Genomic DNA, 26,119 nt, shown 5'->3' on the forward strand with positions numbered 1-26,119 from the left:
GGGGCCGCCCATCAGTGATGGACGAGCTGCCTGTCAGTCGACCTTGGGCTGCTCGACGGTGATGCCCGACTTGCCGAGGTTCTTGTCGAAGATCTTCTGCCAGATGTCGTGTCCGTCGGTGAACAGCTTGTTGATGTGGTCCTTCAGGACGGTGTCGCCCTTGGTCAGGCCCACGCCGTAGCGCTCCTCGGTGAACAGCCCGCCGACGATCTTGAGCTTGTCGGGGTGCTGCGCGGCGTAGCCGATCAGGATGGCCTGGTCGGTGGTCACCGCGTCGACCGAGCCGTTGAGCAGGTCCTCGACGCAACCGGAGTAGATGTCGTACTCCTTGGTCTTGATCTCGGGGTAGTTGGCCTTGATGTTCTGGATCGGCGTGGAACCCGTTGCCGAGCAGACCGTCTTGCCGTTGAAGGCCGAGAGGTCCTTCACGTCGTCGATGCCGCTGTCCTTGCGCACCAGCAGGCCCTGCCCGGTGATGAAGTACGGGCCGGCGAAGTCGACGTCGGCCTTGCGCTTGTCGGTGATCGAGTACGTGCCGACGTAGTAGTCCACGTCGCCGTTCTTGATGGCCTGCTCACGGTTGGCCGAGGCGATCGGCTTGTAGGTGATCTGCTTCTCGTCGAAGCCGAGGGATGCCGCGATCCAGCGCGCGATGTCGACGTCGAAGCCGCTGCGCTCGCCCGTGGTCGGGTCGAGGTAGCCCAGGCCCGGCTGGTCCTCCTTGACGCCGACGGTGACGCCATCGGCCTTGGTCATCTTGTCGAACGTGGGGCTGCCGTCGAGCTTGACGTCCTTGGCGACCGTCCAGATGGTGTCGCTGGCGGAGCTGCCGCCGTCGTCGCCACCGCCGCCTGGTGCGGACGGGCTGCCGCTGTTGCAGCCGGTGAGCGCCATCAGCGCTGCGGCCACGATGCCGATTCCTGCGAGTGCCTTGGTGCGTCGCATGGTCTTCTCCTTCGTGTGCTGTGGGTGCGCGGGATCTCCGCGCGGGAAGGTCAGTGGGTCAGGAGCTTGGACAGGAAGTCCTTGGCGCGCGAGCTCTTCGGGTTCGTGAAGAACTCCTCGGGCGTCGCCTCCTCGACGATCTGCCCGTCGGCCATGAAGACCACGCGGTTCGCGGCCTTGCGGGCGAAGCCCATCTCATGGGTGACGACGACCATGGTCATGCCGTCCTTCGCCAGCCCGACCATCACGTCGAGGACCTCGTTGATCATCTCGGGGTCCAGGGCGCTGGTGGGCTCGTCGAACAGCATCACCTTGGGGTGCATCGCGAGTGCGCGGGCGATGGCCACGCGCTGCTGCTGGCCGCCGGAGAGCTGGGCGGGGAGCTTGGACGCCTGCTGCGCGACCCCCACGCGCTCCAGGAGCGCCATGGCCTCCTTGTCGGCATCCGCCTTCTTCACGCCGCGGACCCTGATGGGACCGAGCGTGACGTTCTCCAGGATCGTCAGGTGCGCGAACAGGTTGAACGACTGGAACACCATGCCCACCTCGGCCCGCAGGTTCGCCAGCCCCTTGCCTTCGGCGGGCAGCGGCTTGCCGTCGATGCGGATGGAGCCGGAGGTGATGGTCTCGAGGCGGTTGATGGTGCGGCACAGCGTGGACTTGCCGGAGCCGGACGGTCCGATGACGACGACGACCTCGCCCCGATCCACGGTGAGGTTGATGTCCTTCAGGGCGTGGAACTCGCCGTAGTGCTTCTGGACGTTCTCGACGACGACCAGCGATTCGGCTGTGCTCATGGTGCCTCCTGTGGGACCTTCCGGTCGAGGGGAGCGCACGCGGGTTCAGGGCTCCCCATCGAATCCGCTGACCCGTTCACACTATGCGCGCCGGCTCCGGCGAACCAGTTCCTTGAGTGTTTCTTGAGAGTGCCAGGACGTCACTGCCGCGAGTCGCGATAGTACTCCGCAGCCCCGGGATGCAGCGGGATCGGGTCGGTGAAGATCGCCAGCCGCCGGTCCAGCAGCGCGGCCGCCGGGAGGCTCCTGGCGACGTCCGCACGGGTGTCGAACAGCTCTGTCAGCACGTCGCGCACCAGGGAGTCGGGAACGTCCGCCGAGGTCACCAGGTAATTGGGCACGGTCATCGCCACGGTCGGCTCGACGCTGCCATAGGCGCCGACGGGGAACTCCGCCGAGCGGTAGATTCCGGCATGCGCGGCATCCGCCCGCTCCACCACATCGGCGCCGATGGACAGCAGCCGGATCGGCAGACTCGATGCCAGCCTCTGGATGCCGGGCGTCGGCAGGCCGCCGACCCAGAAGAACGCGTCGATGCGATGGTCGGTGAGGGCGGCGATGGCGGCATCCAGTCCCAGCGCCGCATCGTGCACATCGCCCTCCGCGACACTCGACGCCGCCAGCACCCGCCGCGCGACCACGCTCACGCCCGACCCCGGTCCGCCCAGCGACACCGTGTGCCCGCTGAGCTCGGAGATGCTGCGGATGCCGGAGTCGGCTCGCACCACGACGTGCACGTACTCGTCGTACAGCCGCGCTGCGGCGCGGATCGGGAGGGGCTTCTCGAAGTCGCCGGAGCCGACCACGGCATCCGCGACGGCATCGCTCTGCGCGAAGCCCAGCTGCGCCTTCCCCTCGCCGATCAGCCGCAGGTTGTCGACGGAGCCATTGGTCTGCACGACCTCTGCGTCCACATGCAGGTCTCGCCGGAGCGCGGAGGCCAGGTGCACGCCGTAGTCGTAGTAGACGCCGGTCACCCCTCCCCCGGCGATCCGCAGCGGATGCTGCGCCCAGGCCGGCTTCTCGGGCGCGCAACCGGCGAGGCCTGCCAGCAGGGCGACGGCGGCGAGCGCGGCCAGCATCCGCCCGGCCCACCGCGGGCTCATCGCTCCCTCGCAGCGGGCAGGTCGAAGCTCACGCGCAGTCCGCCGCCATCCGGCGAGTCCACCTCGAGGCGCCCGCCCACCGAGCGCAGCAGGTCCATGGCGATCGCCAGGCCCAGTCCTGATCCGGGGATGTTCTGGTTGCGGGCGCTGCGCCAGAACCTGTCGGCGGCCTGCTCCAGCTCCTCGGGTTCCAGTCCCGGTCCGTGATCGCGCACGGCGATGCGGCATCCGTCGTCGGTCCGCTGCGCGGACAGCTCGATCTCCGCACCATCGGGCGAGAACTTCACGGCGTTGTCGATCACGGCGTCCAGTGCGCTCTCCACCACCGCCTCGTCCCCGCGGGCCAGGGCGTGCGACGTGCCGGTCGTGCGCAGCATGATGCCGCGACGGGCCGCGACCTCGCGCCAGGCCTGCGCACGGCGCTCGATGAGCGGCCGCAGGTCGACGTCCTCGAAGTCGGACTCGTGCACGGCGCCGCGGGCGAAGCCGAGCAGCGTGTCGAGGATGCGCGCCATCCGCTGCCCCTCTTCGCGGATCTTCTCCACGTCGGCGGCGCCGGCCTCGCCGAGATCGGCCGCGAGCACCTCCACGCGCAGCAGCAGGGCGTTCAGCGGGTTGCGCAGTTCGTGCGAGGCGTTCAGCGCGAACTCCTGCTGCCGGGCGACGACGCGCTCGATCTCGTCGGCCATCCTGTTGAACATCAGGATCATCCGGTGCAGCTCGGCGGGGCCGGTGTCATCGGCGATGCGCGCGTCCATGTCGCCGCGTTCCATGGCCTCCATGGCGTGATCCAGGCGCCGCACGGGGCGCAGCACCCAGCCGGCCAGCCGGAACACGACGAACAGGCCCGCCGCGATCACCACGGCCGCGACGGCGAGGATCAGCAGCCACTGTCGGCCGATCTCCGCCCGCGGCACCTCCACACTGGCCGACATCACCACAGCGCCGATCACGTCGCCGCCGTCGAAGACCGGCTCCACCAGCGACAGGTCGTTGAACTGCCAGGGCAGCACGTTCTGCGGCAGCTCGCCGCGGCGACCGGAGAGCGCCAGCTTGATCTGCGCGTCCACCTCGGGGCGTGACAGCTGCGGGGCCGTGATATCCGGCGTCCACTGGTGACCCGCGCGATCGACGATCGCGACGCGGGTGCCGTAGAGCTCTCTGTAGCGCTGCGCCTCGCCGTCGAACACCTCCGTGCTGCCCGACAGCAGCGCCTGCCTCGCGGTCGTGGTGAAGTAGCTCAGATCGCCCAGCTGCTCGGCGTAGAACTCCTGCTGCACGCTGCGCGCGGTCGACCACGCGTAGGCGCCGCCCAGCACGGTCAGCACCAGCACCAACGGCACGAGGAAGACGATGATCAGCCTGCGGCGCACGGAGTCAGCCCTCCAGGCGGTATCCGACGCCGCGGACGGTCTCGATCAGCGAGGTCCTGCCGATCTTGCGGCGGATGCTGGCGACGTGCACCTCCAGCGAGCGGGCGAAGCTCTGCCAGTCGGTGTTCCACACCTCGCGGATCAGCCGCTCGCGGGGCACGGCCACGCCGGGATAGCGGGCCAGCACGGCGATGATGTCGAATTCCTTGCGCGTGAGCTCGACTGGCGCACCGTCGACCAGCACCCGGCGGGCGACCAGGTCGATGCTCACGCCGTCCACCTCGATGAGCGCCCGATCACCGGCATCCGGCGTCAGCGCGTCCAGCGGATGCAGCCGACGCGTGACGGCCTCGATGCGGGCCAGCAGCTCGCGCACGTCGTACGGCTTGACGACGAAGTCGTCGGCGCCGGCGCGCAGCCCGCGGATGCGCTCCTGCACGTCGCTGCGAGCCGTGGCGATGATCACCGGCACGCCGCTGCGGGATCGGATGCGGCGGCACACGTCCACGCCGTCCATGTCCGGCAGGCCCAGGTCCAGCAGCACCAGCTCGGTGTCAGATCCCACGAGCTCCAGAGCCTGGGCGCCGTTCACGGCGCGGGCCGTCGCATACCCGGAGCGGCTGAGGAAGGCCGCCAGGGCCTCGGCGACGCGATCGTCGTCCTCGACGATCAGGATGCGCATGGTCTCACTCCGTGTCGACCTCGCGCTGCGCGAAGGCGCTCTCGTACAGGCACACGCTGGCCGCAGTGGCGAGGTTCAGCGATTCGGCCTGCCCGTAGATCGGCAGCTTCAGCGCACGGTCGACCCGCTCGAGCACGTCGTCCTCGAGGCCGCGGGCCTCGTTGCCGAAGAGCCAGGCCGTCGGCTTCCGCAGCATGCCCTCGGCGCGGGCCGCCAGCAGGTCATCGCCCTTCACATCGGCCGCCAGCACCTGCATGCTCGCGGCATGCGCGCGCGTGATCACGTCGTCCAGATCTCCGCCCACCGAGAACGGCACATGGAACAGCGACCCCGTGGTGGAGCGGACGACCTTCGGGTTGTACGGGTCGACCGTGCGGCCGGTCAGCACCACGGCATCCGCCCCCGCCGCGTCCGCGGCGCGGATGATGGTGCCGAGATTGCCGGGATCTCGCACCTCTTCGCAGATCGCGATGAGCGTGGGGGATGCCGCGAAGATGTCCCGCACCGAGGTGGGCGTCTGACGGGCGGTGGCGATGATGCCCTGCGGGGTGACGGTGTCGGCCATGGCCGAGAGCACGTGCTCGGTGACGTACTCGACCTCGACCTTCTCCTCGAGCGCGAGGGCACGGACGTCGCCGTGCTTCTCCCACGCCGTGGGCGTGGCGAACAGGTCGACGATCGCGCCCGGGAGGCAGCTGAGGGCCTCCCGCACGGCCTGCGGTCCCTCGAGCAGGAACAGCCCTGCCTCGGCTCGGGCACTGCGCTTGGTGAGCTTGGCCACGGCACGGACTCGGGGAGAGCGGGGATTCTCGAGCACGACCCCAGTCTAGAAGACGAAAACGGGCGCCCCCCTTTTCTCAGGGAGCGCCCGTTCGGATGACTCGGCTCAGGCAGCGGCCTTCGGAGCGTTCACGTCGGAGGGCAGCGCCTTCTTGGCGACCTCGACCAGCGTGGCGAACGCCGCAGCGTCGGTCACGGCGAGGTCGGCCAGCATGCGGCGGTCCACCTGGACTCCCGCGAGGCCCAGGCCCTGGATGAAGCGGTTGTACGTCATGCCGTTCTGGCGAGCGGCGGCGTTGATGCGCTGGATCCACAGCTTGCGGAAGTCGCCCTTGCGCTTGCGACGGTCACGGTACGCGTAGACGAGGGAGTGAGTGACCTGCTCCTTGGCCTTGCGGTAGAGACGCGACCGCTGACCGCGGTAGCCCGAGGCGCGATCGAGGATGACGCGACGCTTCTTGTGCGCGTTGACCGCGCGCTTGACTCTTGCCATTTTCCTGGATTCCTATTCGTGTGTGCGGCGCGCTCAGCGACCGAGAAGCTTGTTGGCGACCTTGGCGTCGGCCTTGGAGAGGACCTGGTCCTGGTTCAGGCGGCGGGTCCGGCGGCTCGACTTGTGCTCGAGGTTGTGGCGCATGCCGGCCTGCTGCTTCTTCAGCTTTCCGCTGCCGGTGATCTTGAAGCGCTTCTTCGCACCCGAGTGGGTCTTCTGCTTCGGCATCTTCTCTTCCTTCGTGTGGCGCCCGCTCGGGCGACGGTGGGTTACCCGCTCGCGCGGGAGTTCTGGGGGCGGCTCACGCCGCGGGGGCGTCCTTGCGCGCTGAGGCAGCGTCGTTCTTCGCCTCGCGCGCGGCCTGCTTGTGGGCCGTGCGCACGGCGTTCTGCTCGGCCTTGGCCTCGGACTTGTTCTTCAGGGGAGCGACGACCATGACCATGTTGCGGCCGTCGATCGTGGGGTTCGACTCGACGGTGCCGAACTCGGCGACGTCCTCGGCGAACTTGCGCAGCAGCCGCACGCCCTGCTCGGGACGCGACTGCTCGCGGCCGCGGAACAGGATCATGGCCTTGACCTTGTCACCGGACTTGAGGAAGCCCTCGGCGCGCTTGAGCTTGGTCGTGTAGTCGTGAGCCTCGATCTTCAGGCGGAACCGCACCTCCTTGAGGATGGTGTTCGCCTGGTTGCGGCGGGCTTCCTTCGCCTTCTGCGCGGCCTCGTACTTGAACTTGCCGTAGTCCATGATCTTGACGACGGGCGGCTTGGAATTCGGGGCCACCTCGACGAGATCGAGGTCGGCTTCCTGGGCCAGACGCAGCGCTGCCTCGATGCGGACAACGCCGATCTGCTCACCCGCGGGACCGACGAGGCGGACCTCGGGGACGCGGATGCGCTCATTGGTACGGGGATCGCTGATGCGGAGCTCCTTAGACGTGGTTTCGGCCACCGGGACGCTGTCTGCATTCCGGGCGAAATCGGAGTCTCCCCACCCGCCGGCACATCAGACTGCACCGGCTTCGGCACCCTTTCCACCGAAGCCGGCGGGGTGCGGAACCCGGTAGCCTTGAACGGCAAGCGCGGGTGGGAAGTGAATCCTCTTTCGTATCGGAGCGAAAAGCTCCGAAGCCCGCAGAAGTCTACCAGAAAGCAAACCGAAGTGACGATTCCTGCCGAGCACGCCGATGACCGCCACGAGCGCTGGGCGCAGCAGGAGCAAGCTGCCGCCGCTGCCACCCGCGACATCGCCGATGTCCCTGCCGTCGAGGTGATCACCACGACCGCCGTGCACCTGATGAGCGCCGCCGCCGTGAAACTGGGCCTGGCTGACGAGCCCGACGCGCAGCTGGACCTGGACGAGGCCCGCAAGCTCATCAACGCCCTTGCGGGCCTGATCACCGCCGGCGCCCCCGAGATCAGCGACGCGCACGCGCGCCCGCTGCGCGACGGGCTGCGCTCCCTGCAGCTGGCCTTCCGCGAAGCCTCCCCCATCAAGGACGCCGTCGGCAAGGGGCCCGGCGAGAAGTGGACCGGCTCGGTCATCTGAGCTCTCTGGACTGACGGCCTGCGGAAGGCTCCCATCGGTCGCATAGCGCGGACCCCTCCGCTTCGCTCCTCCCCGATGCTCGCTCCGGGGAACCCTCCCGACTCCTCAACGTCTCGGTCAGGCTGACCTCGTTTGAGGGCGTGGGGCACAGGACGTAGAGCGGATGCCGTCGTCAGGCGGAGCGGGTGAGCTTCACGGTGAGGGAGTCGACGAGGACGGCCATGCGGTCGTCGGCCGCCCAGCGCTGGGCGAGGCGGGCCAGCACGGCATCCAGCGTCTCGCGGTCCAGGCCGTCGACGAGCTCCAGGGTGACGATCAGCTCGGGGCCGCGCATCCGGGCATCCGGATCCCCCGCCGCGACCGACACGTCGATGACGGCCAGTTCGTGCGCGATGCTCTCCTGCAGGGCCGTGAAGACCTCGGGCGAGAGGAAGCTCGGCTCCCAGGGCTGGCTCTGGGCGACCGCCCACACCGCGGGGCGACGCATCACGAACTCGGTTTCGGATGCGGGGTCGAGCACGACCAGATCGGTCTGCTCGTCGGCCGCAGAGAGCGCCACGCGGATGGCTTCGACGGGGATCGGCCGGGCTTGCGGGTCCCACCGGCGCATGGTGTCCACCGACGAGAACGCCGGCTGCACGCGGCGCCCGTCGGGAGCGGCGACGGTGACGATGGAGAGCTCCTGGGTCTTGTCGACCTTCAGTCCGTTGTCCTCAGAATTGGGTTCCTGAGCCTGTCGAAGGGCGCCCTTCTCGGCGACCAGCGGCACCAGCACGCGAGCGTCGCGGAACGCGTCCACGACCTGCGCCTGACTGCCGGTTCCGGCACGGAAGCGCAGCAGCGCGTCCAGCAGCGCGGGGTCGGCGGAGCCGTCGTCCGAAGCGCGGGTGTTCTCCTGGAAGTGCCGCCCGGCCCAGGGCACACCGGCGGAATCCGAGGCGTTCTCGTGTGCCCCGTGATCGCAGGCGCTCTCAGTCGCCTGCGACATCCAGCGCCTCCGCGAGGGTGAACTGCCCGGCGTACAGCGCCTTGCCGACGATGGCGCCTTCGACGCCCAGCGAGACCAATTCGCGCAGCGCGATGATGTCGTCGAGGCTGGAGACGCCGCCGGAGGCGATCACGGGCTTGGGCGTGCGGGAGGTGATCTCGCGCAGCAGGTCGAGGTTCGGGCCGCGCAGCGTCCCGTCCTTGGTGACGTCGGTGACGACGTAGCGGCTGCAGCCGGCCTCCTCGAGGCGGTCCAGCACCTCCCAGATGTCACCGCCATCCTTGGTCCAGCCGCGTGCGGCCAGCGTCGTCCCGCGCACGTCGAGCCCGACGGCGACCGCCTCGCCGTACCGTCCGATGACATCGGCCGCCCACTCCGGGTTCTCCAGCGCCGCCGTGCCGAGGTTGATGCGGTTGGCACCGGACTCCAGAGCCGCCTCCAGGCTGGCGTCGTCGCGGATGCCGCCGGAGAGCTCGATGCTCACCCCGCGGTACTGCTTGATGACCTTGCGCAGGATGCCGGCGTTGCTGCCGCGACCGAAGGCGGCATCCAGATCCACCAGGTGGATCCACTGCGCTCCCTGGTCGACCCATTCGCCTGCGGCGTCGATCGGGTCGCCGTAGCTGGTCTCCGTGCCTGCCTCACCCTGGGTGAGACGCACCGCCTTCCCTCCCGCCACGTCGACTGCGGGGAGCAGGATCAGCGAGGGGGACTGTGCGAAGTCGTTCATGACGTCCTTGAGTCGGGAAGCCCGCGGCGTGCGGGCACGAGAGATCAGGATAGTCCGGCCGCAGGGCGGTCTCAAATGATGTGTCCGGCCGAGGGCTCAGCGCAGGGACTGCACCCAGTTGCGCAACAGACGGATGCCGGCCTCTCCCGACTTCTCGGGATGGAACTGCGTGGCGGCGAGCGGCCCGTTCTCCACGGCGGCGAGGAACCGCTCGCCGTGCGTGGCCCAGGTCAGCGTCGGCTGCGGGAACGGCGCCTCGACCTGGAGCCCCCAGGACTTCGCGGCGAAGGAGTGGACGAAGTAGAAGCGCTCCTGCTCGATGCCGCGGAACAGCACGCTGCCCTCGCCCGCCTCGACGGTGTTCCAGCCCATGTGCGGCAGCACCGGGGCATCCAGCTCGGAGACCGTGCCCGGCCACTCCCCCAGGCCCTCGACGTTCTGACCGCGCTCCACGCCGCGCTCGAACATCACCTGCATGCCCACGCACACGCCCAGCACGGGACGCCCTCCTGCGAGCCTGCGGTCGATGATCTCGTCGCCGCCGTGCGCGCGCAGCGCACCGGCGACGGCCGCGAACGCGCCGACTCCGGGGACGAACAGCCCGTCGGCCTCCAGCGCCGCATCGCGATCGCCGGTGAGCTCGACATCCGCTCCGGCGGCGACCAGCGCCTTGACGGCGGAGTGCACGTTGCCGGACTCGTAGTCGTAGACGACGATCCGCGGAGCCGTCACAGTGCGCCCTTGGTGGACGGGACGCCGTGCACCAGCGGATCCAGCGCCTTGGCCTGGCGGAACGCCCGCGCGAACGCCTTGAACTCCGCCTCGGCGATGTGGTGCGGGTCGCGCCCGTTCAGCACGCGAACGTGCACGGTGAGCGCCGCGTTGAACGCGATCGCCTCGAAGACGTGGCGGACCAGCGACCCGGTGAAGTGTCCGCCGATGAGGTGCAGCTCGAAGCCGGCGGGCTCGCCGTCGTGCACCAGGTACGGGCGGCCCGAGATGTCGACCACAGCCTGAGCGAGCGCCTCGTCCAGCGGCACCAGCGCGTCGCCGTACCTCGAGATGCCCGACTTGTCGCCGAGCGCCGCCCGGATGGCCTGGCCGAGCACGATGGCGATGTCCTCGACGGTGTGGTGCGCGTCGATGTGGGTGTCGCCGGTGGCGCGGACGGTGAGGTCGGTCAGCGAGTGCTTGGCGAACGCCGTGAGCAGGTGGTCGAAGAACGGCACGGAGCTGCTGATGTCGGCCCTTCCGGTGCCGTCGAGGTTCACCTCCACCTCCACCGTCGACTCGGACGTGCTGCGGCTGCGCTGCGCGATGCGGGGCGCGGTGCGGGGGTCGCTCATGAGGCAGATCCTATCGATGCGAGGGCGTCCAGGAAGGCAGTGGTCTCCGCCTCGGTGCCGGCCGAGACGCGCAGATGGTTCGGGATGCCGACGTCGCGGATCAGCACGCCGCGGTCGTACAGCGCCTGCCACAGCTCCTGCGGCTTCTCCACCCCGCCGAACAGCACGAAGTTCGACCAGGACGGATGCGGCGTGTAGCCCAGCGCCTCGAGCGTCGCCGAGATGCGGTCGCGCTGCTCGACGATCTCGTCGACCATGGCCAGCATGACGTCCGCGCTGCGCAGCGCGGCCGTGGCCGCGGCCTGGGTGAGCGCGCTGAGGTGGTACGGCAGACGCACGAGCCGCAGAGCGTCGATGAAGGCGGGGTCGGCGGCCAGATACCCCACGCGAGCGCCCGCGAAGGCGAACGCCTTGCTCATGGTGCGGGAGACCGCCAGCCGCGGGCGCCCCGCGAGCAGGGTCAGAGCGGATGCCGCATCCTTCGGTGCGAACTCCTGATACGCCTCGTCGACGACGACGATTCCTCGAGCAGCCTCGTACACGGCCTCGACCACATCCAGTCCCAGCGGTGTGCCGGTGGGGTTGTTGGGCGTGCACAGCAGCACGACGTCGGGGTCGGCAGCGGCGACCTGCGATGCGGCATCCCCGGCCGTGATCGTGTAATCGTCCTCGCGCGTGCCGGCCACCCACGTGGCGCCGGTGCCGCGGGTCAGCAGCGGGTACATCGAGTAGGTGGGCCCGAAGCCGAACACCGTACGACCGGGACCGGCGAAGGCCTGCAGGATGTGCTGCAGCACCTCGTTGGAGCCGTTGCCGGCCCAGATCTGCTCGGGTGCGAGCTCGTGACCGAGGTAGCGTGCGAACGCCTCGCGCAACGCGGTGAACTCTCGATCCGGGTAGCGGTTCACGTCGCTGAGCGCGAGTGCGACGTCATCGAGGATGTCGCTGACGACGGCCTCGGGCACCGGATGAGTGTTCTCGTTGACGTTCAGCGCCACCGGCAGCGGCGCCTGCGGAGCGCCGTACGGGGTCAGACCGCGAAGATCGTCGCGGAGGGGCAGGTCGTCGAGGGATGTCACCCTTCCCATGCTAGAGCGCGTGCGGGCGCGGGTGAGCCCGCGTGACGGGTCAGCGCGCGTACTTCGTGGGGATCGCGATCTCCTCGCCCGCCTGGATGGTGGCGGAGCTGAAGTTGTTCAGCGACATGATGTCGTCGATGACGTCGCGGGGGTCGACGCCAGGAGCGACCTCTGCGGCGATCCCCCACAGGGTGTCGCCGGGTGCCACGTGCACGGTCTGGAACGAGACCGCCGCCGCGTCCTGTCCGGATGCCAGTGCCGATCCGCCGGCCAGCACGGAGAAGGCGATGCCGGCGACCAGGGGCGCAGCCGCCAGGCCTGCCAGCACGCGCCTGCCCCGCATGGTCAGGCGCAGCTTCGTGCGCCGCACCGTACGTTCTGACACCGGGCCTTCTGACACCGCGCGCCCGGCGGCGACGCGAGAGATCGCGGGGCTCTGGATGCTGATGGTGCTCATGTGGGCTCCTCCGTGTGGTCCCGCCGTGCGGCGGAAGTGGTGCAGCTTTCGCATCCGGCGCCCGACCGGGGGCACCGGATGCGAAGCTACGTTCCGAATGTATCTTCGATATCGAACATCTGTCAAGAATTCTTCGAAATCCGTCCGAAGATCTGCTCGACACGCTCGAACAGATCTTCCGTTTTCCGGCCTGAGTCGGATACGGTTTCGATATGGACAGCACACCACTGGCCACCGACATTCGAACCGGATGCCCGCGATGACGCGGAGCATGACTGGTTCGCACGCATGAAGGAGCACCGATGAGCGACAAGTCCGCCCCCGCAGCCGAGGCTCCCCGCACCCGTCGGCGCAAGAGCCTGAGCGCGAAGCAGATGGCCATCCTCGAGGTGATCCAGAACTCCATCGCCCAGCACGGCTACCCGCCGAGCATGCGCGAGATCGGCGACGCCGTGGGCCTGAAGTCGCTCTCCAGCGTCACCCATCAGCTCGGTCAGCTCGAGCTCAGCGGCTACCTGCGCCGCGACCCGGGCAAGACGCGCGCCATGGAGGTGCTGATCGACCTGCCGGGCACCAGCACCGAGAACCCCGCCGACACCAGTCCCGCACTCGGCGACGCGGCGCTGGTGCCGCTGGTCGGCCGCATCGCCGCCGGCATCCCGATCACCGCCGACCAGCAGGTCGAGGAGATCTTCCCTCTGCCGCGTCAGCTGGTGGGCAAGGGCGACCTGTTCATGCTGAAGGTCAGCGGCGAGTCGATGATCGACGCCGCCATCTGCGACGGCGACTGGGTGGTCGTGCGCACGCAGAACAACGCCGAGAACGGCGAGATCGTGGCGGCCATGATCGACGGCGAGGCGACGGTCAAGACCTTCCGCCGCCGCGATGGCCACACCTGGCTGCTCCCCCGCAACTCCGCGTTCGAGCCCATCCTCGGCGACGAAGCCACAGTCCTCGGCAAGGTCGTGGCGGTGCTCCGCGCGGTCTGATGCACACAAGAACGCCCGCCCGACCCTCCGACGAGTTCAGGACCCCAGTCCGGGGCGAGCTCGAGAAGGGACCGGACGGGCGTTCTCCGCGTTCGGACGCGGGTCAGGCCGGGACGTTCACGTCCTCGCGCACGCGGTGCGTGGCCTCGACGATGTTGCGCAGCGAGGCGACGGTCTCGTCATAGCCGCGGGTCTTCAGTCCGCAGTCCGGGTTGACCCACAACTGGCGCAGCGGCAACTCGGAGGTCGCGCGGCGCAGCAGCGACTCGACCTCGGCGACGCTGGGCACACGGGGAGAATGGATGTCGTAGACGCCGGGACCGACACCGTGGTCGAAGCCGTGCTTCGCGATGTCCGCGACGACCTCCATGCGGCTGCGGGCGGCCTCGATCGACGTCACGTCGGCATCCAGCGCGCGGATGGCGTCGATGACGACGCCGAACTCCGAGTAGCACAGGTGCGTGTGGATCTGCGTGGGCGCCGCTGCGCCGCCGGTGGCCAGGCGGAACGAGTTCACGGACCACTCCAGGTACGCGGGCTGGTCGGCCTTCTTCAGCGGCAGCAGTTCGCGCAGCGCCGGCTCGTCGACCTGGATGATGGCGATGCCGGCGGCCTCGAGGTCGGTGATCTCGTCGCGCAGCGCGAGCGCCACCTGGTTCGCGGTCTCGCCCAGTGGCTGGTCGTCGCGCACGAACGACCAGGCGAGGATCGTGACCGGGCCGGTGAGCATGCCCTTGACGTGCTTGGTGCTCAGCGACTGCGCGTATGCCGACCACGAGACCGTGATGGGCGCTGGTCGCGACACGTCGCCCCACAGGATCGAGGGGCGGGTGGCACGAGAGCCGTAGGACTGCACCCAGCCGTTCTCGGTGACGGCGAAGCCGTCGAGGTTCTCGGCGAAGTACTGCACCATGTCGTTGCGCTCCGCCTCGCCGTGCACGAGCACGTCGAGGCCCAGGTCCTCCTGCAGCGCGACGACGCGGTCGATCTCGGTGCGCAGGAACGCCTCGTAGTCGTCGCGGGGAAGCTCGCCGCGGGTGAACTGCGCGCGGGCACGACGGATGTCGCCGGTCTGCGGGAAGGAGCCGATGGTGGTCAGCGGCAGGGCGGGCAGGTCCAGCGCGAGCTGCGCGGCCTCGCGCTCCTCATAGGAGACTCGCGAGAAGTCGGCCTCGCCCAGCGCGCGGGCGCGCACCGCGCCGTCACGCACGCCGGGGGCCGCCTGGCGATCGGCGAGGGCCGCGGTCGCGGCATCCAGATCAGCGGCGACAGCCGCGCGGCCCTGGACCAGGCCGCGTGCGAGAGCGACGACCTGCTCGACCTTCTGGTCGGCGAAGGCCAGCCACGACACCAGGCGAGCGTCGAGTCTGGTCTCGTCGGCCACGTCGTGCGGCACGTGCAGCAGCGAGGTGGAGGTGGAGGCCGAGACGGCAGAAGCGCCGAGGGAGCGCAGCGCCGCGAGCTTGTCGAACGCGCCGCGCAGGTCGCCGCGCCAGATGTTGTGGCCGTCGATCACGCCGCCGACGAGCGTCTTCCCGGCGAGGTCGGGCAGCGACTCCGGCACCGCGCCGCGCACCAGGTCGATCGCGATGGCTTCGATCGGGGCGGATGCCAGCACGGGCAGCACCTCGCCGAGCGCGGCGTACGGGGCCGCGACGAGGATCTGCGGGCGTTCAGCGGCGCCGCCGACCACGGCCAGCGCACGCTGTGCGGAATCCGCCAGCTGCGCGGTGGTGGCGGGCAGCGACTCGCTGACCAGCGCGGGCTCATCCAGCTGCACCCAGTCGGCGCCGGCGGCCTTCAGCTTCGCCAGCAGCTCGACGTACACGGCCACGACGTCATCCAGTCGTGAGAGCGGGTCGAAGCCCTCGGGCGCGTCGTCCGAGGCCTTCGCCAGCGCGAGCAGCGTGACGGGGCCCACGATCACCGGACGGGTGCGGAAGCCTGCGGCAGCCGCCTCGGCGACCTGGTCCACGAGGCGGGAGCTGGAGAGCGAGAACACCGTCTCAGGTCCGATCTCGGGCACCAGGTAGTGGTAGTTGGAGTCGAACCACTTGGTCATCTCCAGCGGGGCGCGGTCGCCCTCGCCGCGGGCTGCGGTGAAGTACGCCGGCAGGCCGATCGTCCCATCGGCGTCGCGCAGGTCATCGAAGCGGGTCGGGAGGGCGCCGACCGTGAGGGCGGCATCCAGCACCTGGTCGTAGTACGAGAACGACTCCGGGATGGCGGAGTCCCCACGCCCCAGGCCGAGCTCGGCCAGACGCTCGCGGGTGGCGGCGCGCAGTCCCGCGGCCGTGGTCTCGAGAGCTGCCTCGTCGATGCGGCCCGCCCAGAACGCCTCGACGGCCTTCTTCAGCTCGCGGCGGCGCCCGATGCGGGGGTAGCCGAGGATCGTCCCGGCGGGGAAAGCGGTCATGGGTGTTTCCTTTACTTCGTGGCTGGGGACAGACAGGATTCGGTCAGGATGCCGGCCTGAGCGAGGACGTCGAGCACGGTCTCATGCTGGTTGAAGGCGTACAGGTGCACGCCGGGCGCGCCGCCTGCGACGACGGCGCGGGCGAGCTCGGCGGCCCATTCGACGCCGATCTGTCTGCGGCCCTCGACTGTGGGCTCGACCTCGAGGGCGATGGACAGCTCGCCCGGCAACTCCTCGCCGGTGAGCTGCAACACGCGGTTCAGGCGGGCGGGCGAGGTGATCGGCATGATGCCGGGCAGGATCGGGATCGTCACGCCCGCACGACGGGCGCGCTCGACGAAGGCCAGATAGTGATCGGAATGGAAGAACAGCTGCGTGATGGCGAGCGTGGCGCCCGCCGCCTGCTTGGCCAGCAGTGCGTCGACGTGCTGGCTGCTGTACGCCGAACGCGGGTGTCCGTTGGGGAACGCGGCGACGGCGATGCTCACCCGGCGGCGCGGAGCGACGCGCACGGCACCGGGGTTGCCGGGAACCGGGGACTCCTCGTAGGGGGCCCGCTCGGCCTGCACACGGTCGATGAGCTGCACCAGCTGCGCGGAGCTCTCCAGATCACCCAGGAACGGCTCGCTCTCGTCGTGGCCGGCGGGAGGGTCGCCGCGCAGCGCGAGGAAGCTGAGGATGCCGGCATCCAGGAACTCCCGGATCAGCCGTGCCGCTCCTGCGTAGGTGTTCCCCACGCAGGTCAGGTGCGCGAGAGGCTCGACGCGGGTGTGCGCACGGATGTAGCGCAGCACCTCCAGCGAACGCCCGCCTGTGGATCCGCCCGCGCCGTAGGTGACCGACAGGAAGTCGGGCCCGGCCGCGGCGAGGCGGTCGATGGTGTCGTGCAGCGCCTGCGCGCTGGCGACGCTGCGCGGCGGATAGAGCTCGAAGGAGAACGGCGTACAACAGGGCAACGGTGCGTCTCCTTCGCAGATCGGGGTGTGAATGCACGGTAGAACGCGGGCGTCGCCCGGCGCACACTGTGTGACGCCGTGTGTCGATGCGCGGCCGCGGATAGGGTCGGAGGATGAGCACGCCCTACGGTTCCTGGCCCTCACCGTTCTCCGCCGCCGACGTGTCGGCATCCGCTCCCCGCATCGATGGCGCTCGCTTCGTGGGCGACGAGATCTGGTGGGGCGAGTCGGTGCCGTCCGAGGGCGGCCGGGTCACCGTGCGCAGCTCGTCGGGTGAGGAAGTCCTTCCCTCCCCGTGGAGCGCGCGCTCGCGCGTGCACGAATACGGCGGCGGAGCCTGGACGGCGGATGCCGTCGGCACCCTGTACTTCGTCGACGGCGCGTCCCAGCGCGTGCACCGGATGCCGCGCGACGGCGTCCCCGAGCCCTTGACGGCGCCCGGGGCGCAGTACGGCGGGCTGACGCTTCAGCAGGGACGGCTGTTCGCGGTGCGCGAGGATCTGCGGTCCGAGCCGCACCGGCGCGGACTGGTGGAGATCCCGCTGGATGGATCGGCCGCCGACGACGATGCGGCCGTGCACGTGTTCATCCAGGGCTCGGCGTTCTTCGCGCACCCGGCGCTCTCCCCCGACGGCACGCGGCTGGCGTTCGTGGAATGGTCCGGCAGGCGGATGCCGTGGGAGCAGGCGAATCTGCGCTTCATCCACACCGGCGGTGACGACACGATCACCGGCGTCAACACGCACGCCGCGCTGCAGCCGGAGTGGGTCTCGGACGGGGAGCTGCTCTATCTGGACGACCCCGACGGGCGCTGGAACCTGCACCGTGCCGCGCTCGACGATCTGGCGCTGGAGGCCTGGCCCGAGCAGGTCGCCCCGGCGGACGCCGACACCGGCGGCGGCCTGTGGGTGCTCGGCCAGCGCTGGTACGGGGTGCTGGCCGACGGCCGGATCGTGGCGGTGCGCACGAACGGCTCCGACGAGATCGTGCTGATCGATCCGGGCTCCGGCGACGCGCAGACCCTGGACGTACCGGTCACCGCCGAGGCGAGCATCTGCGACGTCCAGGGCACGCGGGTGCTGATCTCCGGATCCGGCGCGGACGTCGAGCGCGGGCTGTGGTGCGTGGATGCGGACTCCGGCGAGATCACTGCCATCCGCGGCGGCGAACGCATCGATGCGCGCTGGGTCCCGATCGCCCGCCCGGTGACGTTCGAGGGCCCTCACGGCGAGGTGCACGCCTTCGACTATCCGCCCACGAATCCCGACCACGTCGCACCCGCGGGCGAAAAGCCGCCGTACCTCGTGATGGTGCACGGCGGTCCCACCGCGCACGTCTCGGGTGCCGCTTCCGCCGCCTACGCCTACTGGACCAGCCGCGGCATCGGCGTGCTGGACGTGAACTACGGCGGCTCCACCGGCTACGGCCGCGCCTATCGCGAGCGGCTGAACGGCCAGTGGGGCGTGGTCGACGTCGACGATGTGATCGCTGCCGCGCGGGGCCTGGCGGATGCGGGGCTCGCCGACCCCGCGCGCATCGCCGTCCGCGGCGGCTCCGCCGGCGGCTGGACGGTGCTGAGCGCGCTGGTGCGCGGCGGGGCGTTCGCCGCGGGCATCAGCCGGTACGGTGTCGCCGACCTGCGGATGCTGGCCTCCGACACCCACGACTTCGAGAAGTCCTACCTGGACGGGCTCGTCGGCCCGCTGCCCGAGGCCGAGGACGTGTACATCGCGCGCTCGCCCCTCACGCACGCGGACCGCATCGACGTGCCGGTGCTGTTGGAGCAGGGCTCGGACGACAAGGTGGTGCCGCCATCGCAGTCGCAGGTCATCCGCGACGCGCTGGCCGCCCGCGGCATCCCGCACGAGTACCTGGAGTTCGAGCGAGAGGGCCACGGCTTCCGCCGTGCGGAGACCATCATCGCGTCCCTCGAGGCCGAGCTCGCCTTCCTCGGGCGCACCTTCGGGTTCGAGCCCGCCTGAACGCCCCGAACGGGACTACCGTGAGGATCATGACGATGATGTCCACTCCCCAGCCCTGGCGCACGAACACGGTCGACGGCGTCCTTCGGCGCAGCGCCGCACGCGCGCCGCACACGATCGCGCTCCGCTTCGAGGAGCGCGAGTGGACCTACCGCGAGCTCGACGACGCCGTCACCCGCGGCGCCGCCGATCTGCGCGGCCAGGGTCTCAGTGCCGGGGAGCGGGTGGTCACCTACGGCACGAACTCCGACGCCTATGTCATCGCGTTCCTCGCCATCGCCCGGGCGGGCCTCGTGCACGTGCCGGTGAACTACGCGCTGCACGGCGCCGAGCTCGCGTACCTCATCGAGCAGTCGGGAGCCAGGGCGGCGCTGGTCGACCCGCTGCTGCGGGAGCACTTCGACGCGGTGCGCGCTGACACGCACGTGGAGATCGTGGCCCCGCTGCGAGACGACGACGGATCCTTCCTCGCCCGCGCCCGCAGCGGCGATGCCATGGTGCTGCCGACGGATGTCGACGGCGAGAGTCTCGTGCAGCTGCTGTACACCTCGGGGACGACCTCGCAGCCCAAGGGCGCGATGCTCACCCACTCCGCGCTCGTGGCCGAGTACTCGGCGGTGATCGTCGCGCTCGACTTCGCTCCCGCCGATGCGCCGCTGATCTGCATGCCGCTGTACCACTCGGCGGCCATGCACGTGTTCATGCTCCCCTACCTCGCCATCGGAGCGACCATCCGGCTGCTCCCCGCGCCCGACATCCCCCGCATCCTGCGCACCGTCGCCGAGGAGCGCATCGGGTCGCTCTTCCTGGCGCCGACCGTGTGGGTGCCGCTGGCGAACCACCCCGACCTGGATGCCGCCGACCTCTCCTCTCTCGTCAAGGCCCAGTACGGAGCATCGATCATGCCGGTGACCGTGCTGAACCGGCTGCGCGAGCGCTACCCGGCCCTCGGCTTCTACAACTGCTTCGGACAGTCCGAGATCGGCCCGCTGGCCACCGTGCTCCGCCCCGAGGAGCACGAGGAGCGCCCTGCGTCGGCGGGACGCCCCATCCTGTTCGTGGAGACTCGTGTGGTCGACGAGAACGGCCACGACGTGCCCGACGGCGAACCGGGCGAAGTGCTCTACCGCTCGCCCCAGCTCGCACAGGGGTACTGGAACAAGCCCGACGAGACCGCCGAGGCGTTCCGCGACGGATGGTTCCACTCCGGGGATCTCGTCGTCCGCGATGAGGCCGGCTACCTGACGGTGGTGGACCGCATCAAGGACGCGATCAACACGGGCGGCATCATGGTGGCATCCCGAGAGGTGGAGGATGCCGTCTACACGCATCCGGCGGTCGCGGAGGTCGCCGTGATCGGCGTTCCGGACGAGAGGTGGATCGAGGCCATCCTGGCGTGCGTCGTCCTGAAGCCCGACACCACCGTCACGGAGGCTGAGATCATCGCTCATGTGAAGGAGCGGGTCGCATCGTTCAAGGTCCCCAAGGCGGTGCGCTTCATCGACGCGCTGCCGCGCAACCAGAGCGGGAAGATCCTCAAGCGGGAGCTGCGCGACGCCTGACCGCCGGGACGACTACTCCCCCAGGCGGTTGCGGGTGCGCATGGCGCGCTCGGCGTCGCGGGTGTCCTGGCGCTCGCGCAGCGTCTGGCGCTTGTCGTACTCGCGCTTGCCCTTGGCCAGGGCGATCTCGACTTTGGCGCGTCCGTCGGAGAAGTACAGCCGGGTGGGGATCAGCGTGTAGCCCCCCGCCGAGACGGCGTGCTCGAGCTTGCGGATCTCGTCGCGGTGCAGCAGCAGCTTGCGGATGCGCTTGGCCGTGTGGTTGGTCCAGTGCCCCTGCGAGTACTCCGGGATGTGCACGGCGTCGAGGAACGCCTCGCCGCCCTTGATGTACGCGTAGCCGTCGCTGAGGTTGGCGCGCCCCTGGCGCAGCGACTTGACCTCGGTGCCGGTGAGCACGAGGCCGGCTTCGTACGACTTCTCAAGGTTGTAGTCGTGACGCGCGCGACGGTTGGTCGCGATGACCTTCTCACCGCGTTCCCTGGGCATGTTGTTCTCCTGACGATGGGACAGCCCATCAGTCTATCGGGTCAGGTGCGCAGCCAGCGACGGATCGCGAATCCTGCCGACAGCGCGGAGAGCAGGATGCCGATGCCGATCAGCACGGGCACGACGAACATCGCATCCTGCATGTCCACCAGTGGGCGCATGAACGGCACCCGGTCGGCCAGGTACCCCTCCACGCCGAAGTGCACTCCGGCCAGCACCGCAGCGCTGGCGAGCACCGATCCGAGGAAGGCTGCGAACACGCCCTCCAACACGAACGGCGTCTGGATGGAGCCGTTGGAGGCGCCCACCAGGCGCATGATCCCGATCTCCTTGCGCCTGGCGTAGGCGGAGAGCCGGATGGTGGTGGAGATCAGCAGCACGGCGGCGATCAGCATGAGCGCCGCGACGCCGACGGCGATGTAGGTGGCGACGGTGAGCGCGGAGAACAGCGGATCCAGCAGCTTGCGCTGATCCTTCACGGCATCCACGCCGGGCTGGCCGGAGAACGCCTCGGTGATCACCTCGGACTGCTGCGGGTCCTTCATGGTCACGCGGAAGTCCACCGAGGTGTTCTCCACGCCGATGACATCGGCCTGCTCGGCGCCGAGCTGGGCGACGATGTCCTTGAACGCCTCCTCCTTGGACTGCTTGCGCATCTGACTGATCAGCGGCGCCAGGGCATCGCCCTTCAGCGTCTGCTCGACCTTGTCGATCTGCTCCTCGGTGGCCTCGCCGCCGACGCAGGTGGGATTGGTCGACAGCGGCGAGCACATGTAGACCGTGACCTCCGCCTTCTCGCCCCAGTAGCCGCGCATGGTGCTGATCTGCGACTGCATGAGCACGGCCGCGCCCACGAACGTGAGCGAGACGAACGTGACCAGCACCACCGAGATGACCATGGAGAGGTTCCGGCGCAGGCCCAGCAGGGCCTCGCCGATGATGAGTCCGAGATTCATGAGGTCGGACCCACTTCCTCGTCATCGTCGGAGAGACCGAGCCGATCGGCGACTCCGAGCTCGTCGACCTTCACGTCGGGGAGGACGATCGGGTTCGTCCTGGGACCCGCGGCCCGGGCATCCGTCTCCTCCGCCGGCGGCTCCGCGGGCGGACGCGGGGGCTGGACGACATCCGGGCCCACGACGGGCACCGCGGTGGTCTGGCGCTGCACCTCCTGCACGGCGGTGAGGGCCGCCGCAGCGGCGGCGCCGGGGACGGCCTCCGGCTGCAGACGAGGGATGCCGGAGGTGTCGCCGTACCCGCCGCCGACCTCGTCGCGCACCATCACGCCCTCCTTGAGCTCGATGACGCGGCGCTGCATCTGGTTCACGAAGGCCGCCTCGTGCGTGGCCATGACCACGGTCGTGCCTCCGGCGTTGATCCGCGTCAGCAGCTGCATGATGTCCACCGAGGTCGCGGGGTCGAGGTTTCCGGTGGGCTCGTCGGCCAGCAGCACCTTGGGCCGGTTGACGATCGCACGGGCGATGGCCACGCGCTGCTGCTCGCCGCCGGAGAGCTCGTGCGGCATGCGCTTCGCCTTGCCGTCGAGTCCGACCAGCGCCAGCGCCTCGGGCACGGCCTGCTGGATGAACCCGCGCGAGGTGCCGATGACCTGCAGTGAGAACGCGACGTTCTGGTACACGGTCTTCGACGGCAGCAGCCGGAAGTCCTGGAAGACCGAGCCGACGTGGCGCCGGAAGTACGGCACCTTGCGGTTGGCCAGCGAGCGCAGATCGCGCCCGAGCACGGCGACGCGGCCGGTCGTGGGCACGTCCTCGCGGAGGATGAGTCGCAGGCAGCTCGACTTGCCGGAGCCCGATGCCCCGACGAGGAACACGAACTCACCGGCCTCGACATTGAAGTCGACGTCGGAGAGGGCGGGTCGCTTGGTGCCGCGATAGCGTTTGGTGACGTTCTCGAACCGGATCATGGCCATTCGAGCCTAGATGCGCGCCGCCGAGGCGCGTTCAGCGACACTCGCCTGAGGTCATCCGCCCGTGCCATGATGAGCCATGAGCATCCCCGCAGGCTGGTACGACGACGGATCCGGGCATCAGCGCTGGTGGGACGGCACCCGATGGACCGAGCACGTCGCTCCCCCGCAGCCGTTCAACCCACCCGCTCAGACGTTCACCCCGCCGTCCGGCTTCACACCGCCGTCGCCTGCCGGTCCACCGCCATGGGCCATGAGCGGCGCGTACGGCCCGCCCGCGGCATCCGGCCATCCCCTCTCCGCCTCTGCCACCGCCCCCGGCGTCTCCCCGCTGGGCTGGGTGGCGCTTGCGGCATCCGTCGTGGGCGCCGTGCTGGCGTTCGTCCCGCTGCTCGCTGCGTTCGGAGCCCTCGTGCTGGTCGCCGGGATCGTGCTGTCGATCGTCGCCCTGGTGCGGCCGGGCGTGAAGTGGCCGGGCATCACCGGCCTGATCGTCTCGGTGCTGGGCCTGGTGGTCGCGGGCATCGTGCTGGTCGTCTCCTTCGTCGGTGCGACGCTGACGGGGATCAGCGAGGGCATGTCCCGCGACTGGCCCGGTCCGGTGGACTCTTCCAGTTCCGCGCCCGTCGACGCTCAGACCGTGGAGTGGTGGGAGGTCGAGGTGGGCGACTGCCTCGCGAGCGACCAGCCGTACTACGACGAGAACGGCCGAGTGGTGCTCGTCCCCTGCGACACCCCGCACGGCGAGGAGGTCTATTACGAGTACGACATGATCCAGCAGGAGTTCCCCGGTGACGGCGACACGGAGGCCGAGGCCGAAGCAGCCTGCCGCAGCGCGTTCGCGGACTTCGTCGGCGTCCCGTACGAGGAGTCCGCGCTGAGCCTCTCGGGCTACTGGCCCAGCCAGGAGAGCTGGGACTCCGGGGATCGCATGGTGCAGTGCACCGTCTACGACGGCTGGTCCGAGGTCACCGGCACGCTGGCCGGTGCGGCGCGCTGAGCGCGCTCAGTCCTCTTCCTTGCGCTTGCGCCAGCGGATGCCGGCAGAGATGAAGTCGTCGAGATCGCCGTCGAACACCCGGTCGGGGTTTCCGGACTCGTGGCCGGTGCGCAGGTCCTTGACCAGCTGCTGGCCGTAGAGGAAGTAGGAGCGCATCTGGTCGCCCCAGCTCGCGGTGATGTTGCCCGCGAGCTCCTTCTTCTTGGCAGCCTCCTCCTCCTTCTGCAGCAGCAGCAGGCGGGTCTGCAGCACGCGCATCGCTGCCGCGCGGTTCTGGATCTGCGATTTCTCGTTCTGCATCGAGACGACGATGCCGGTCGGCAGGTGCGTGATGCGCACGGCGGAGTCGGTGGTATTGACCGACTGGCCGCCGGGGCCCGAGGAGCGGAACACGTCGACGCGGATGTCGCCCTCGGGGATGTCCACCTCGGTGGCCTCCTCCATCAGCGGGATGACCTCGACGGCCGCGAAGGACGTCTGCCGCTTGTCGGCCGAGCCGAACGGGCTGATGCGTGCCAGGCGGTGCGTGCCGGCCTCGACCGACAGGGTTCCGAACGCGTAGGGGGCGGTGACCTCGAAGGTCGCCGACTTGATGCCCGCGCCCTCGGCGTAGGAGGTGTCCATGACCTTCACGGGGTAGCCGTGCTGCTCGGCCCAGCGCAGGTACATGCGCATGAGCATCTCGGCGAAGTCGGTGGCGTCGTCGCCGCCGGCGCCGGAGCGGATGGTGATGATGGCGTTGCGCTCGTCGTACTCGCCGTCCATCAGGGTCTGCACCTCGAGCTGGTTGATCGTGTCCGTCAGCCCGGCCAGCTCGCGACGCGCCTCTTCGGCGGAGTCGTCGTCCTGCATCTCGTTGGCGAGTTCGACGAGCACCTCGAGGTCGTCGAGTCGGCGCTCGACGTCGGTGACGCGCTTGAGGTCGGCCTGCTTGTGGCTGAGCGCGCTGGTGACCTTCTGCGCCTTCTCGGGGTCGTCCCAGAGGTCGGGAGCACCGGCCTCCTGGCTGAGGCGCGCGATGTCCGCGTGCAGGGAGTCGACGTCGACGACCTCGCGGATGTCGCCGAAGGTGTGTCGAAGCGCCTGGATGTCGGCGGAGAGATCGAGTTCGAACATGGCAGTCCAGCCTATCGCGCCCTGCGAGCGGTTCCGCGCGGGGCGGGATAGCGTGAGGATGTGAGCGACAGCGCGGGCAGGATCATCAGGCAGTTCGGACCGATGGTCTACATCCCCACGGTGCTGTTCGCCCTCGGCGAGGGAGCGGTCATCCCGCTGATCCCGGTGTTCGCCACGCACCTCGGCGCCGACGTGCCGCTGGCGGCACTGGTGACCGCGATGCTCGTGGTCGGCCAGTTGTGCGGGAACCTGCCCGCCGGGTGGCTGGTCACGAAGATCGGCGAGCGCTTCACCATGGTCTACGCAGGCCTGGCGGCGATGATCGCCGCCGTCGGGATGCTGATGGCGCCGTCGCTGGCGTGGCTGACGGCGGCGGTGTTCCTGCTCGGGTTCTGCGCGGCGTCGTTCGGCCTGGCCCGGCACGCGTTCATGACCACTCGCGTTCCGATCCGGTTCCGCGCGCGCCTGCTGTCGCTGCTGGGCGGATGCTTCCGCTTCGGCGTCTTCGTGGGTCCGTTCGTCGCCGCGGGCCTGATCCAGCTGACGCGCGCCGAGCACTCCAGCATCTGGTTCCTGCTGGGCTGCGTGGCCGTGCTGGTGGTGCTGGTGCTGTTCGGCCCCGATCCCGAGCGCACCATTCCCGCGCTGCTGAAGCCCACCGGCGCAGCCGTCGCGGAGGACTCCGGCGAGGTGGTGACCGGTTCCATCCCGGTGGCGGATCAGCGCGGTGTGTTCCGCACCATGTGGGAGTACCGCGCGGTGCTGTCGCGGTTGGGTGTCGCGGCGGCATGCCTGTCGGCGGTGCGCTCGGCGCGCCAGGTGATCCTGCCGTTGTGGGGCGTCTCGCTGGGACTGGACGCGACGACCATCTCGCTCGTCGTGGGCGTGTCCGGCGCCATCGACTTCGCACTGTTCTACGCCAGCGGCCAGGTGATGGACCGCTTCGGACGCATCTGGGCCGCCATGCCCGCGCTGCTGCTGATGGGCCTGGGCTTCGGCGCACTGTCGTTCACGCACGACCTCGATTCGGCGATGCTCTGGTACGGACTGCTCGCCGCAGTACTCGGCGTCGGGAACGGCCTCTCCAGCGGCATCCTGCTGACCTTCGGTGCGGATCTGGCCCCCGAGCGGGATCCCGCGACATTCCTGGGATCCTGGCGCACGCTGACGGACGCCGGAGGCGCGATCGCCCCGGTGCTGGTCTCAGCCATCACGGCCCTGGTCTCGCTGTCGCTGGCGACCGGGCTGATGGGCATCGTCGCCGTGGCAGGAGCCGCCGGGTTCATGCGCTGGACGCCGAAGTACCTGCCCCGCATGGCCGCCAGGGTGCCCGACTGATCCCCGGGTCCACTTCCTG

The 26,119-nt window shown here is 69.7% G+C and carries 27 protein-coding genes; 6 read left to right on the forward strand and 21 right to left on the reverse strand.

Features of this window, described 5'->3' with window-relative positions:
• Nucleotides 1-33: 33 nt before the first annotated feature.
• From WA967_RS11925 to infC, 9 genes are all read right to left on the reverse strand, one after another.
• A complete protein-coding gene (locus tag WA967_RS11925) occupies nucleotides 34-945 on the reverse strand; it encodes a glutamate ABC transporter substrate-binding protein (RefSeq protein WP_424422799.1) in 912 nt (303 codons plus the stop codon).
• Between the two features lie 50 nt (nucleotides 946-995).
• On the reverse strand, nucleotides 996-1,742 hold the full coding sequence (locus WA967_RS11930) for an amino acid ABC transporter ATP-binding protein (protein WP_424422801.1): 747 nt from the start codon (nucleotides 1,740-1,742) through the stop codon (nucleotides 996-998).
• 140 nt (nucleotides 1,743-1,882) lie between these two features.
• On the reverse strand, nucleotides 1,883-2,848 hold the full coding sequence (locus WA967_RS11935; protein WP_424422803.1) for a TAXI family TRAP transporter solute-binding subunit: 966 nt from the start codon (nucleotides 2,846-2,848) through the stop codon (nucleotides 1,883-1,885).
• The gene (locus WA967_RS11940) at nucleotides 2,845-4,221 is read right to left on the reverse strand and encodes a sensor histidine kinase (protein ID WP_424422805.1); all 1,377 of its coding nucleotides are present in this window, start codon (nucleotides 4,219-4,221) and stop codon (nucleotides 2,845-2,847) included. Before WA967_RS11940 ends, WA967_RS11935 begins: the two co-directional genes overlap by 4 nt.
• Nucleotides 4,222-4,225: 4 nt before the next feature.
• Nucleotides 4,226-4,903 (reverse strand): response regulator transcription factor, encoded by a 678-nt coding sequence (locus WA967_RS11945; protein ID WP_424422807.1) that lies wholly within the window; start codon nucleotides 4,901-4,903, stop codon nucleotides 4,226-4,228.
• A gap of 4 nt (nucleotides 4,904-4,907) precedes the next feature.
• Entirely contained in the window at nucleotides 4,908-5,720 is an 813-nt protein-coding gene (locus WA967_RS11950) for a TrmH family RNA methyltransferase (RefSeq protein ID WP_424422810.1), read from the reverse strand.
• A 69-nt stretch (nucleotides 5,721-5,789) separates the two neighbouring features.
• Nucleotides 5,790-6,176, reverse strand: coding sequence for a 50S ribosomal protein L20 (gene rplT / locus WA967_RS11955; RefSeq protein WP_298862090.1), 387 nt, complete (start codon nucleotides 6,174-6,176; stop codon nucleotides 5,790-5,792).
• A gap of 33 nt (nucleotides 6,177-6,209) precedes the next feature.
• Nucleotides 6,210-6,404 (reverse strand): 50S ribosomal protein L35, encoded by a 195-nt coding sequence (gene rpmI, locus WA967_RS11960; protein ID WP_247625340.1) that lies wholly within the window; start codon nucleotides 6,402-6,404, stop codon nucleotides 6,210-6,212.
• A 73-nt stretch (nucleotides 6,405-6,477) separates the two neighbouring features.
• Nucleotides 6,478-7,125, reverse strand: coding sequence for a translation initiation factor IF-3 (infC, locus tag WA967_RS11965; RefSeq protein WP_424422813.1), 648 nt, complete (start codon nucleotides 7,123-7,125; stop codon nucleotides 6,478-6,480).
• Nucleotides 7,126-7,341: 216 nt separating this feature from the next.
• Here infC and WA967_RS11970 point away from each other — a divergent pair, with 216 nt between their 5' ends.
• A complete protein-coding gene (locus WA967_RS11970) occupies nucleotides 7,342-7,722 on the forward strand; it encodes a DUF1844 domain-containing protein (RefSeq protein ID WP_424422898.1) in 381 nt (126 codons plus the stop codon).
• Nucleotides 7,723-7,894: 172 nt separating this feature from the next.
• Here the strand turns inward: WA967_RS11970 and WA967_RS11975 are convergent, their stop codons facing one another.
• The 6 genes from WA967_RS11975 to WA967_RS12000 all read right to left on the reverse strand — a co-directional run bounded on the left by WA967_RS11975 (nucleotide 7,895) and on the right by WA967_RS12000 (nucleotide 12,322).
• The gene (locus tag WA967_RS11975) at nucleotides 7,895-8,710 is read right to left on the reverse strand and encodes an SseB family protein (protein WP_424422815.1); all 816 of its coding nucleotides are present in this window, start codon (nucleotides 8,708-8,710) and stop codon (nucleotides 7,895-7,897) included.
• A complete protein-coding gene (priA, locus tag WA967_RS11980) occupies nucleotides 8,694-9,440 on the reverse strand; it encodes a bifunctional 1-(5-phosphoribosyl)-5-((5-phosphoribosylamino)methylideneamino)imidazole-4-carboxamide isomerase/phosphoribosylanthranilate isomerase PriA (RefSeq protein WP_424422818.1) in 747 nt (248 codons plus the stop codon). The genes WA967_RS11975 and priA overlap by 17 nt, the downstream gene beginning before the upstream one ends.
• Before the next feature lie 96 nt (nucleotides 9,441-9,536).
• The gene (gene hisH, locus WA967_RS11985; RefSeq protein ID WP_424422821.1) at nucleotides 9,537-10,172 is read right to left on the reverse strand and encodes an imidazole glycerol phosphate synthase subunit HisH; all 636 of its coding nucleotides are present in this window, start codon (nucleotides 10,170-10,172) and stop codon (nucleotides 9,537-9,539) included.
• Nucleotides 10,169-10,786 carry an imidazoleglycerol-phosphate dehydratase HisB gene (gene hisB / locus WA967_RS11990; protein ID WP_424422823.1) on the reverse strand — a complete coding sequence of 206 codons (618 nt, stop codon included), beginning with the start codon at nucleotides 10,784-10,786 and terminating at the stop codon, nucleotides 10,169-10,171. The genes hisH and hisB overlap by 4 nt, the downstream gene beginning before the upstream one ends.
• Nucleotides 10,783-11,874: a histidinol-phosphate transaminase gene (locus tag WA967_RS11995; protein WP_424422826.1), complete on the reverse strand. Its 1,092-nt coding sequence runs from the start codon at nucleotides 11,872-11,874 to the stop codon at nucleotides 10,783-10,785. The genes hisB and WA967_RS11995 overlap by 4 nt, the downstream gene beginning before the upstream one ends.
• Before the next feature lie 40 nt (nucleotides 11,875-11,914).
• Nucleotides 11,915-12,322: a LysM peptidoglycan-binding domain-containing protein gene (locus WA967_RS12000; RefSeq protein ID WP_424422828.1), complete on the reverse strand. Its 408-nt coding sequence runs from the start codon at nucleotides 12,320-12,322 to the stop codon at nucleotides 11,915-11,917.
• Between the two features lie 302 nt (nucleotides 12,323-12,624).
• On the opposite strand from WA967_RS12000, the gene lexA reads away from it, so the two are divergent.
• Entirely contained in the window at nucleotides 12,625-13,311 is a 687-nt protein-coding gene (lexA, locus tag WA967_RS12005; protein WP_424422830.1) for a transcriptional repressor LexA, read from the forward strand.
• Between the two features lie 103 nt (nucleotides 13,312-13,414).
• Here lexA and metE read toward each other — a convergent pair whose 3' ends face one another.
• Together metE and WA967_RS12015 are read right to left on the reverse strand one after the other, a co-directional pair.
• Nucleotides 13,415-15,727: a 5-methyltetrahydropteroyltriglutamate--homocysteine S-methyltransferase gene (gene metE / locus WA967_RS12010; RefSeq protein ID WP_424422832.1), complete on the reverse strand. Its 2,313-nt coding sequence runs from the start codon at nucleotides 15,725-15,727 to the stop codon at nucleotides 13,415-13,417.
• 11 nt (nucleotides 15,728-15,738) lie between these two features.
• A complete protein-coding gene (locus WA967_RS12015; protein ID WP_424422835.1) occupies nucleotides 15,739-16,683 on the reverse strand; it encodes a methylenetetrahydrofolate reductase in 945 nt (314 codons plus the stop codon).
• Nucleotides 16,684-16,796: 113 nt separating this feature from the next.
• Here WA967_RS12015 and WA967_RS12020 point away from each other — a divergent pair, with 113 nt between their 5' ends.
• Entirely contained in the window at nucleotides 16,797-18,665 is a 1,869-nt protein-coding gene (locus tag WA967_RS12020; protein ID WP_424422838.1) for a prolyl oligopeptidase family serine peptidase, read from the forward strand.
• A 35-nt stretch (nucleotides 18,666-18,700) separates the two neighbouring features.
• A complete protein-coding gene (locus WA967_RS12025) occupies nucleotides 18,701-20,227 on the forward strand; it encodes a fatty acyl-CoA synthetase (protein WP_424422841.1) in 1,527 nt (508 codons plus the stop codon).
• Between the two features lie 12 nt (nucleotides 20,228-20,239).
• Here the strand turns inward: WA967_RS12025 and smpB are convergent, their stop codons facing one another.
• The 3 genes from smpB to ftsE are packed head-to-tail and all read right to left on the reverse strand — an operon-like array spanning nucleotide 20,240 to nucleotide 22,643.
• Entirely contained in the window at nucleotides 20,240-20,716 is a 477-nt protein-coding gene (gene smpB / locus WA967_RS12030) for an SsrA-binding protein SmpB (RefSeq protein ID WP_424422843.1), read from the reverse strand.
• Nucleotides 20,717-20,757: 41 nt separating this feature from the next.
• Nucleotides 20,758-21,672 (reverse strand): permease-like cell division protein FtsX, encoded by a 915-nt coding sequence (ftsX, locus tag WA967_RS12035; protein WP_424422846.1) that lies wholly within the window; start codon nucleotides 21,670-21,672, stop codon nucleotides 20,758-20,760.
• Entirely contained in the window at nucleotides 21,669-22,643 is a 975-nt protein-coding gene (gene ftsE / locus WA967_RS12040) for a cell division ATP-binding protein FtsE (RefSeq protein ID WP_424422849.1), read from the reverse strand. The genes ftsX and ftsE overlap by 4 nt, the downstream gene beginning before the upstream one ends.
• 82 nt (nucleotides 22,644-22,725) lie before the next feature.
• Between ftsE and WA967_RS12045 the strand changes: the two genes are divergently transcribed.
• Nucleotides 22,726-23,646 carry a septum formation family protein gene (locus WA967_RS12045; protein WP_424422851.1) on the forward strand — a complete coding sequence of 307 codons (921 nt, stop codon included), beginning with the start codon at nucleotides 22,726-22,728 and terminating at the stop codon, nucleotides 23,644-23,646.
• Between the two features lie 6 nt (nucleotides 23,647-23,652).
• Here the strand turns inward: WA967_RS12045 and prfB are convergent, their stop codons facing one another.
• Nucleotides 23,653-24,762 carry a peptide chain release factor 2 gene (gene prfB / locus WA967_RS12050; protein WP_424422853.1) on the reverse strand — a complete coding sequence of 370 codons (1,110 nt, stop codon included), beginning with the start codon at nucleotides 24,760-24,762 and terminating at the stop codon, nucleotides 23,653-23,655.
• Between the two features lie 102 nt (nucleotides 24,763-24,864).
• Here prfB and WA967_RS12055 point away from each other — a divergent pair, with 102 nt between their 5' ends.
• Nucleotides 24,865-26,100, forward strand: a complete 1,236-nt coding sequence (locus WA967_RS12055) for an MFS transporter (protein WP_424422900.1) — start codon at nucleotides 24,865-24,867, stop codon at nucleotides 26,098-26,100.
• Nucleotides 26,101-26,119 lie beyond the last annotated feature (19 nt).

It is taken from the genome of Microbacterium sp. (assembly GCF_049650565.1).
Classification (GTDB): Bacteria; Actinomycetota; Actinomycetes; order Actinomycetales; family Microbacteriaceae; genus Microbacterium.

What these genes read in the sequence shown, in the direction of transcription:
- rpmI (WP_247625340.1), bottom strand. Translation starts at nt 6,404, where the DNA reads ATGCCGAAGCAGAAGACCCACTCGGGTGCGAAGAAGCGCTTCAAGATC.
- metE (WP_424422832.1), bottom strand. Translation starts at nt 15,727, where the DNA reads ATGACCGCTTTCCCCGCCGGGACGATCCTCGGCTACCCCCGCATCGGG.
- WA967_RS12025 (WP_424422841.1), top strand. Translation starts at nt 18,701, where the DNA reads ATGATGTCCACTCCCCAGCCCTGGCGCACGAACACGGTCGACGGCGTC.
- WA967_RS11945 (WP_424422807.1), bottom strand. Translation starts at nt 4,903, where the DNA reads ATGCGCATCCTGATCGTCGAGGACGACGATCGCGTCGCCGAGGCCCTG.
- lexA (WP_424422830.1), top strand. Translation starts at nt 12,625, where the DNA reads ATGAGCGACAAGTCCGCCCCCGCAGCCGAGGCTCCCCGCACCCGTCGG.
- WA967_RS12045 (WP_424422851.1), top strand. Translation starts at nt 22,726, where the DNA reads ATGAGCATCCCCGCAGGCTGGTACGACGACGGATCCGGGCATCAGCGC.
- WA967_RS11925 (WP_424422799.1), bottom strand. Translation starts at nt 945, where the DNA reads ATGCGACGCACCAAGGCACTCGCAGGAATCGGCATCGTGGCCGCAGCG.
- smpB (WP_424422843.1), bottom strand. Translation starts at nt 20,716, where the DNA reads ATGCCCAGGGAACGCGGTGAGAAGGTCATCGCGACCAACCGTCGCGCG.
- hisB (WP_424422823.1), bottom strand. Translation starts at nt 10,786, where the DNA reads ATGAGCGACCCCCGCACCGCGCCCCGCATCGCGCAGCGCAGCCGCAGC.
- prfB (WP_424422853.1), bottom strand. Translation starts at nt 24,762, where the DNA reads ATGTTCGAACTCGATCTCTCCGCCGACATCCAGGCGCTTCGACACACC.
- rplT (WP_298862090.1), bottom strand. Translation starts at nt 6,176, where the DNA reads ATGGCAAGAGTCAAGCGCGCGGTCAACGCGCACAAGAAGCGTCGCGTC.
- ftsE (WP_424422849.1), bottom strand. Translation starts at nt 22,643, where the DNA reads ATGATCCGGTTCGAGAACGTCACCAAACGCTATCGCGGCACCAAGCGA.
- WA967_RS12055 (WP_424422900.1), top strand. Translation starts at nt 24,865, where the DNA reads ATGGTCTACATCCCCACGGTGCTGTTCGCCCTCGGCGAGGGAGCGGTC.
- WA967_RS11975 (WP_424422815.1), bottom strand. Translation starts at nt 8,710, where the DNA reads ATGTCGCAGGCGACTGAGAGCGCCTGCGATCACGGGGCACACGAGAAC.
- priA (WP_424422818.1), bottom strand. Translation starts at nt 9,440, where the DNA reads ATGAACGACTTCGCACAGTCCCCCTCGCTGATCCTGCTCCCCGCAGTC.
- WA967_RS11930 (WP_424422801.1), bottom strand. Translation starts at nt 1,742, where the DNA reads ATGAGCACAGCCGAATCGCTGGTCGTCGTCGAGAACGTCCAGAAGCAC.
- WA967_RS11935 (WP_424422803.1), bottom strand. Translation starts at nt 2,848, where the DNA reads ATGAGCCCGCGGTGGGCCGGGCGGATGCTGGCCGCGCTCGCCGCCGTC.
- WA967_RS11995 (WP_424422826.1), bottom strand. Translation starts at nt 11,874, where the DNA reads ATGGGAAGGGTGACATCCCTCGACGACCTGCCCCTCCGCGACGATCTT.
- WA967_RS12000 (WP_424422828.1), bottom strand. Translation starts at nt 12,322, where the DNA reads ATGAGCACCATCAGCATCCAGAGCCCCGCGATCTCTCGCGTCGCCGCC.
- WA967_RS12020 (WP_424422838.1), top strand. Translation starts at nt 16,797, where the DNA reads ATGAGCACGCCCTACGGTTCCTGGCCCTCACCGTTCTCCGCCGCCGAC.
- ftsX (WP_424422846.1), bottom strand. Translation starts at nt 21,672, where the DNA reads ATGAATCTCGGACTCATCATCGGCGAGGCCCTGCTGGGCCTGCGCCGG.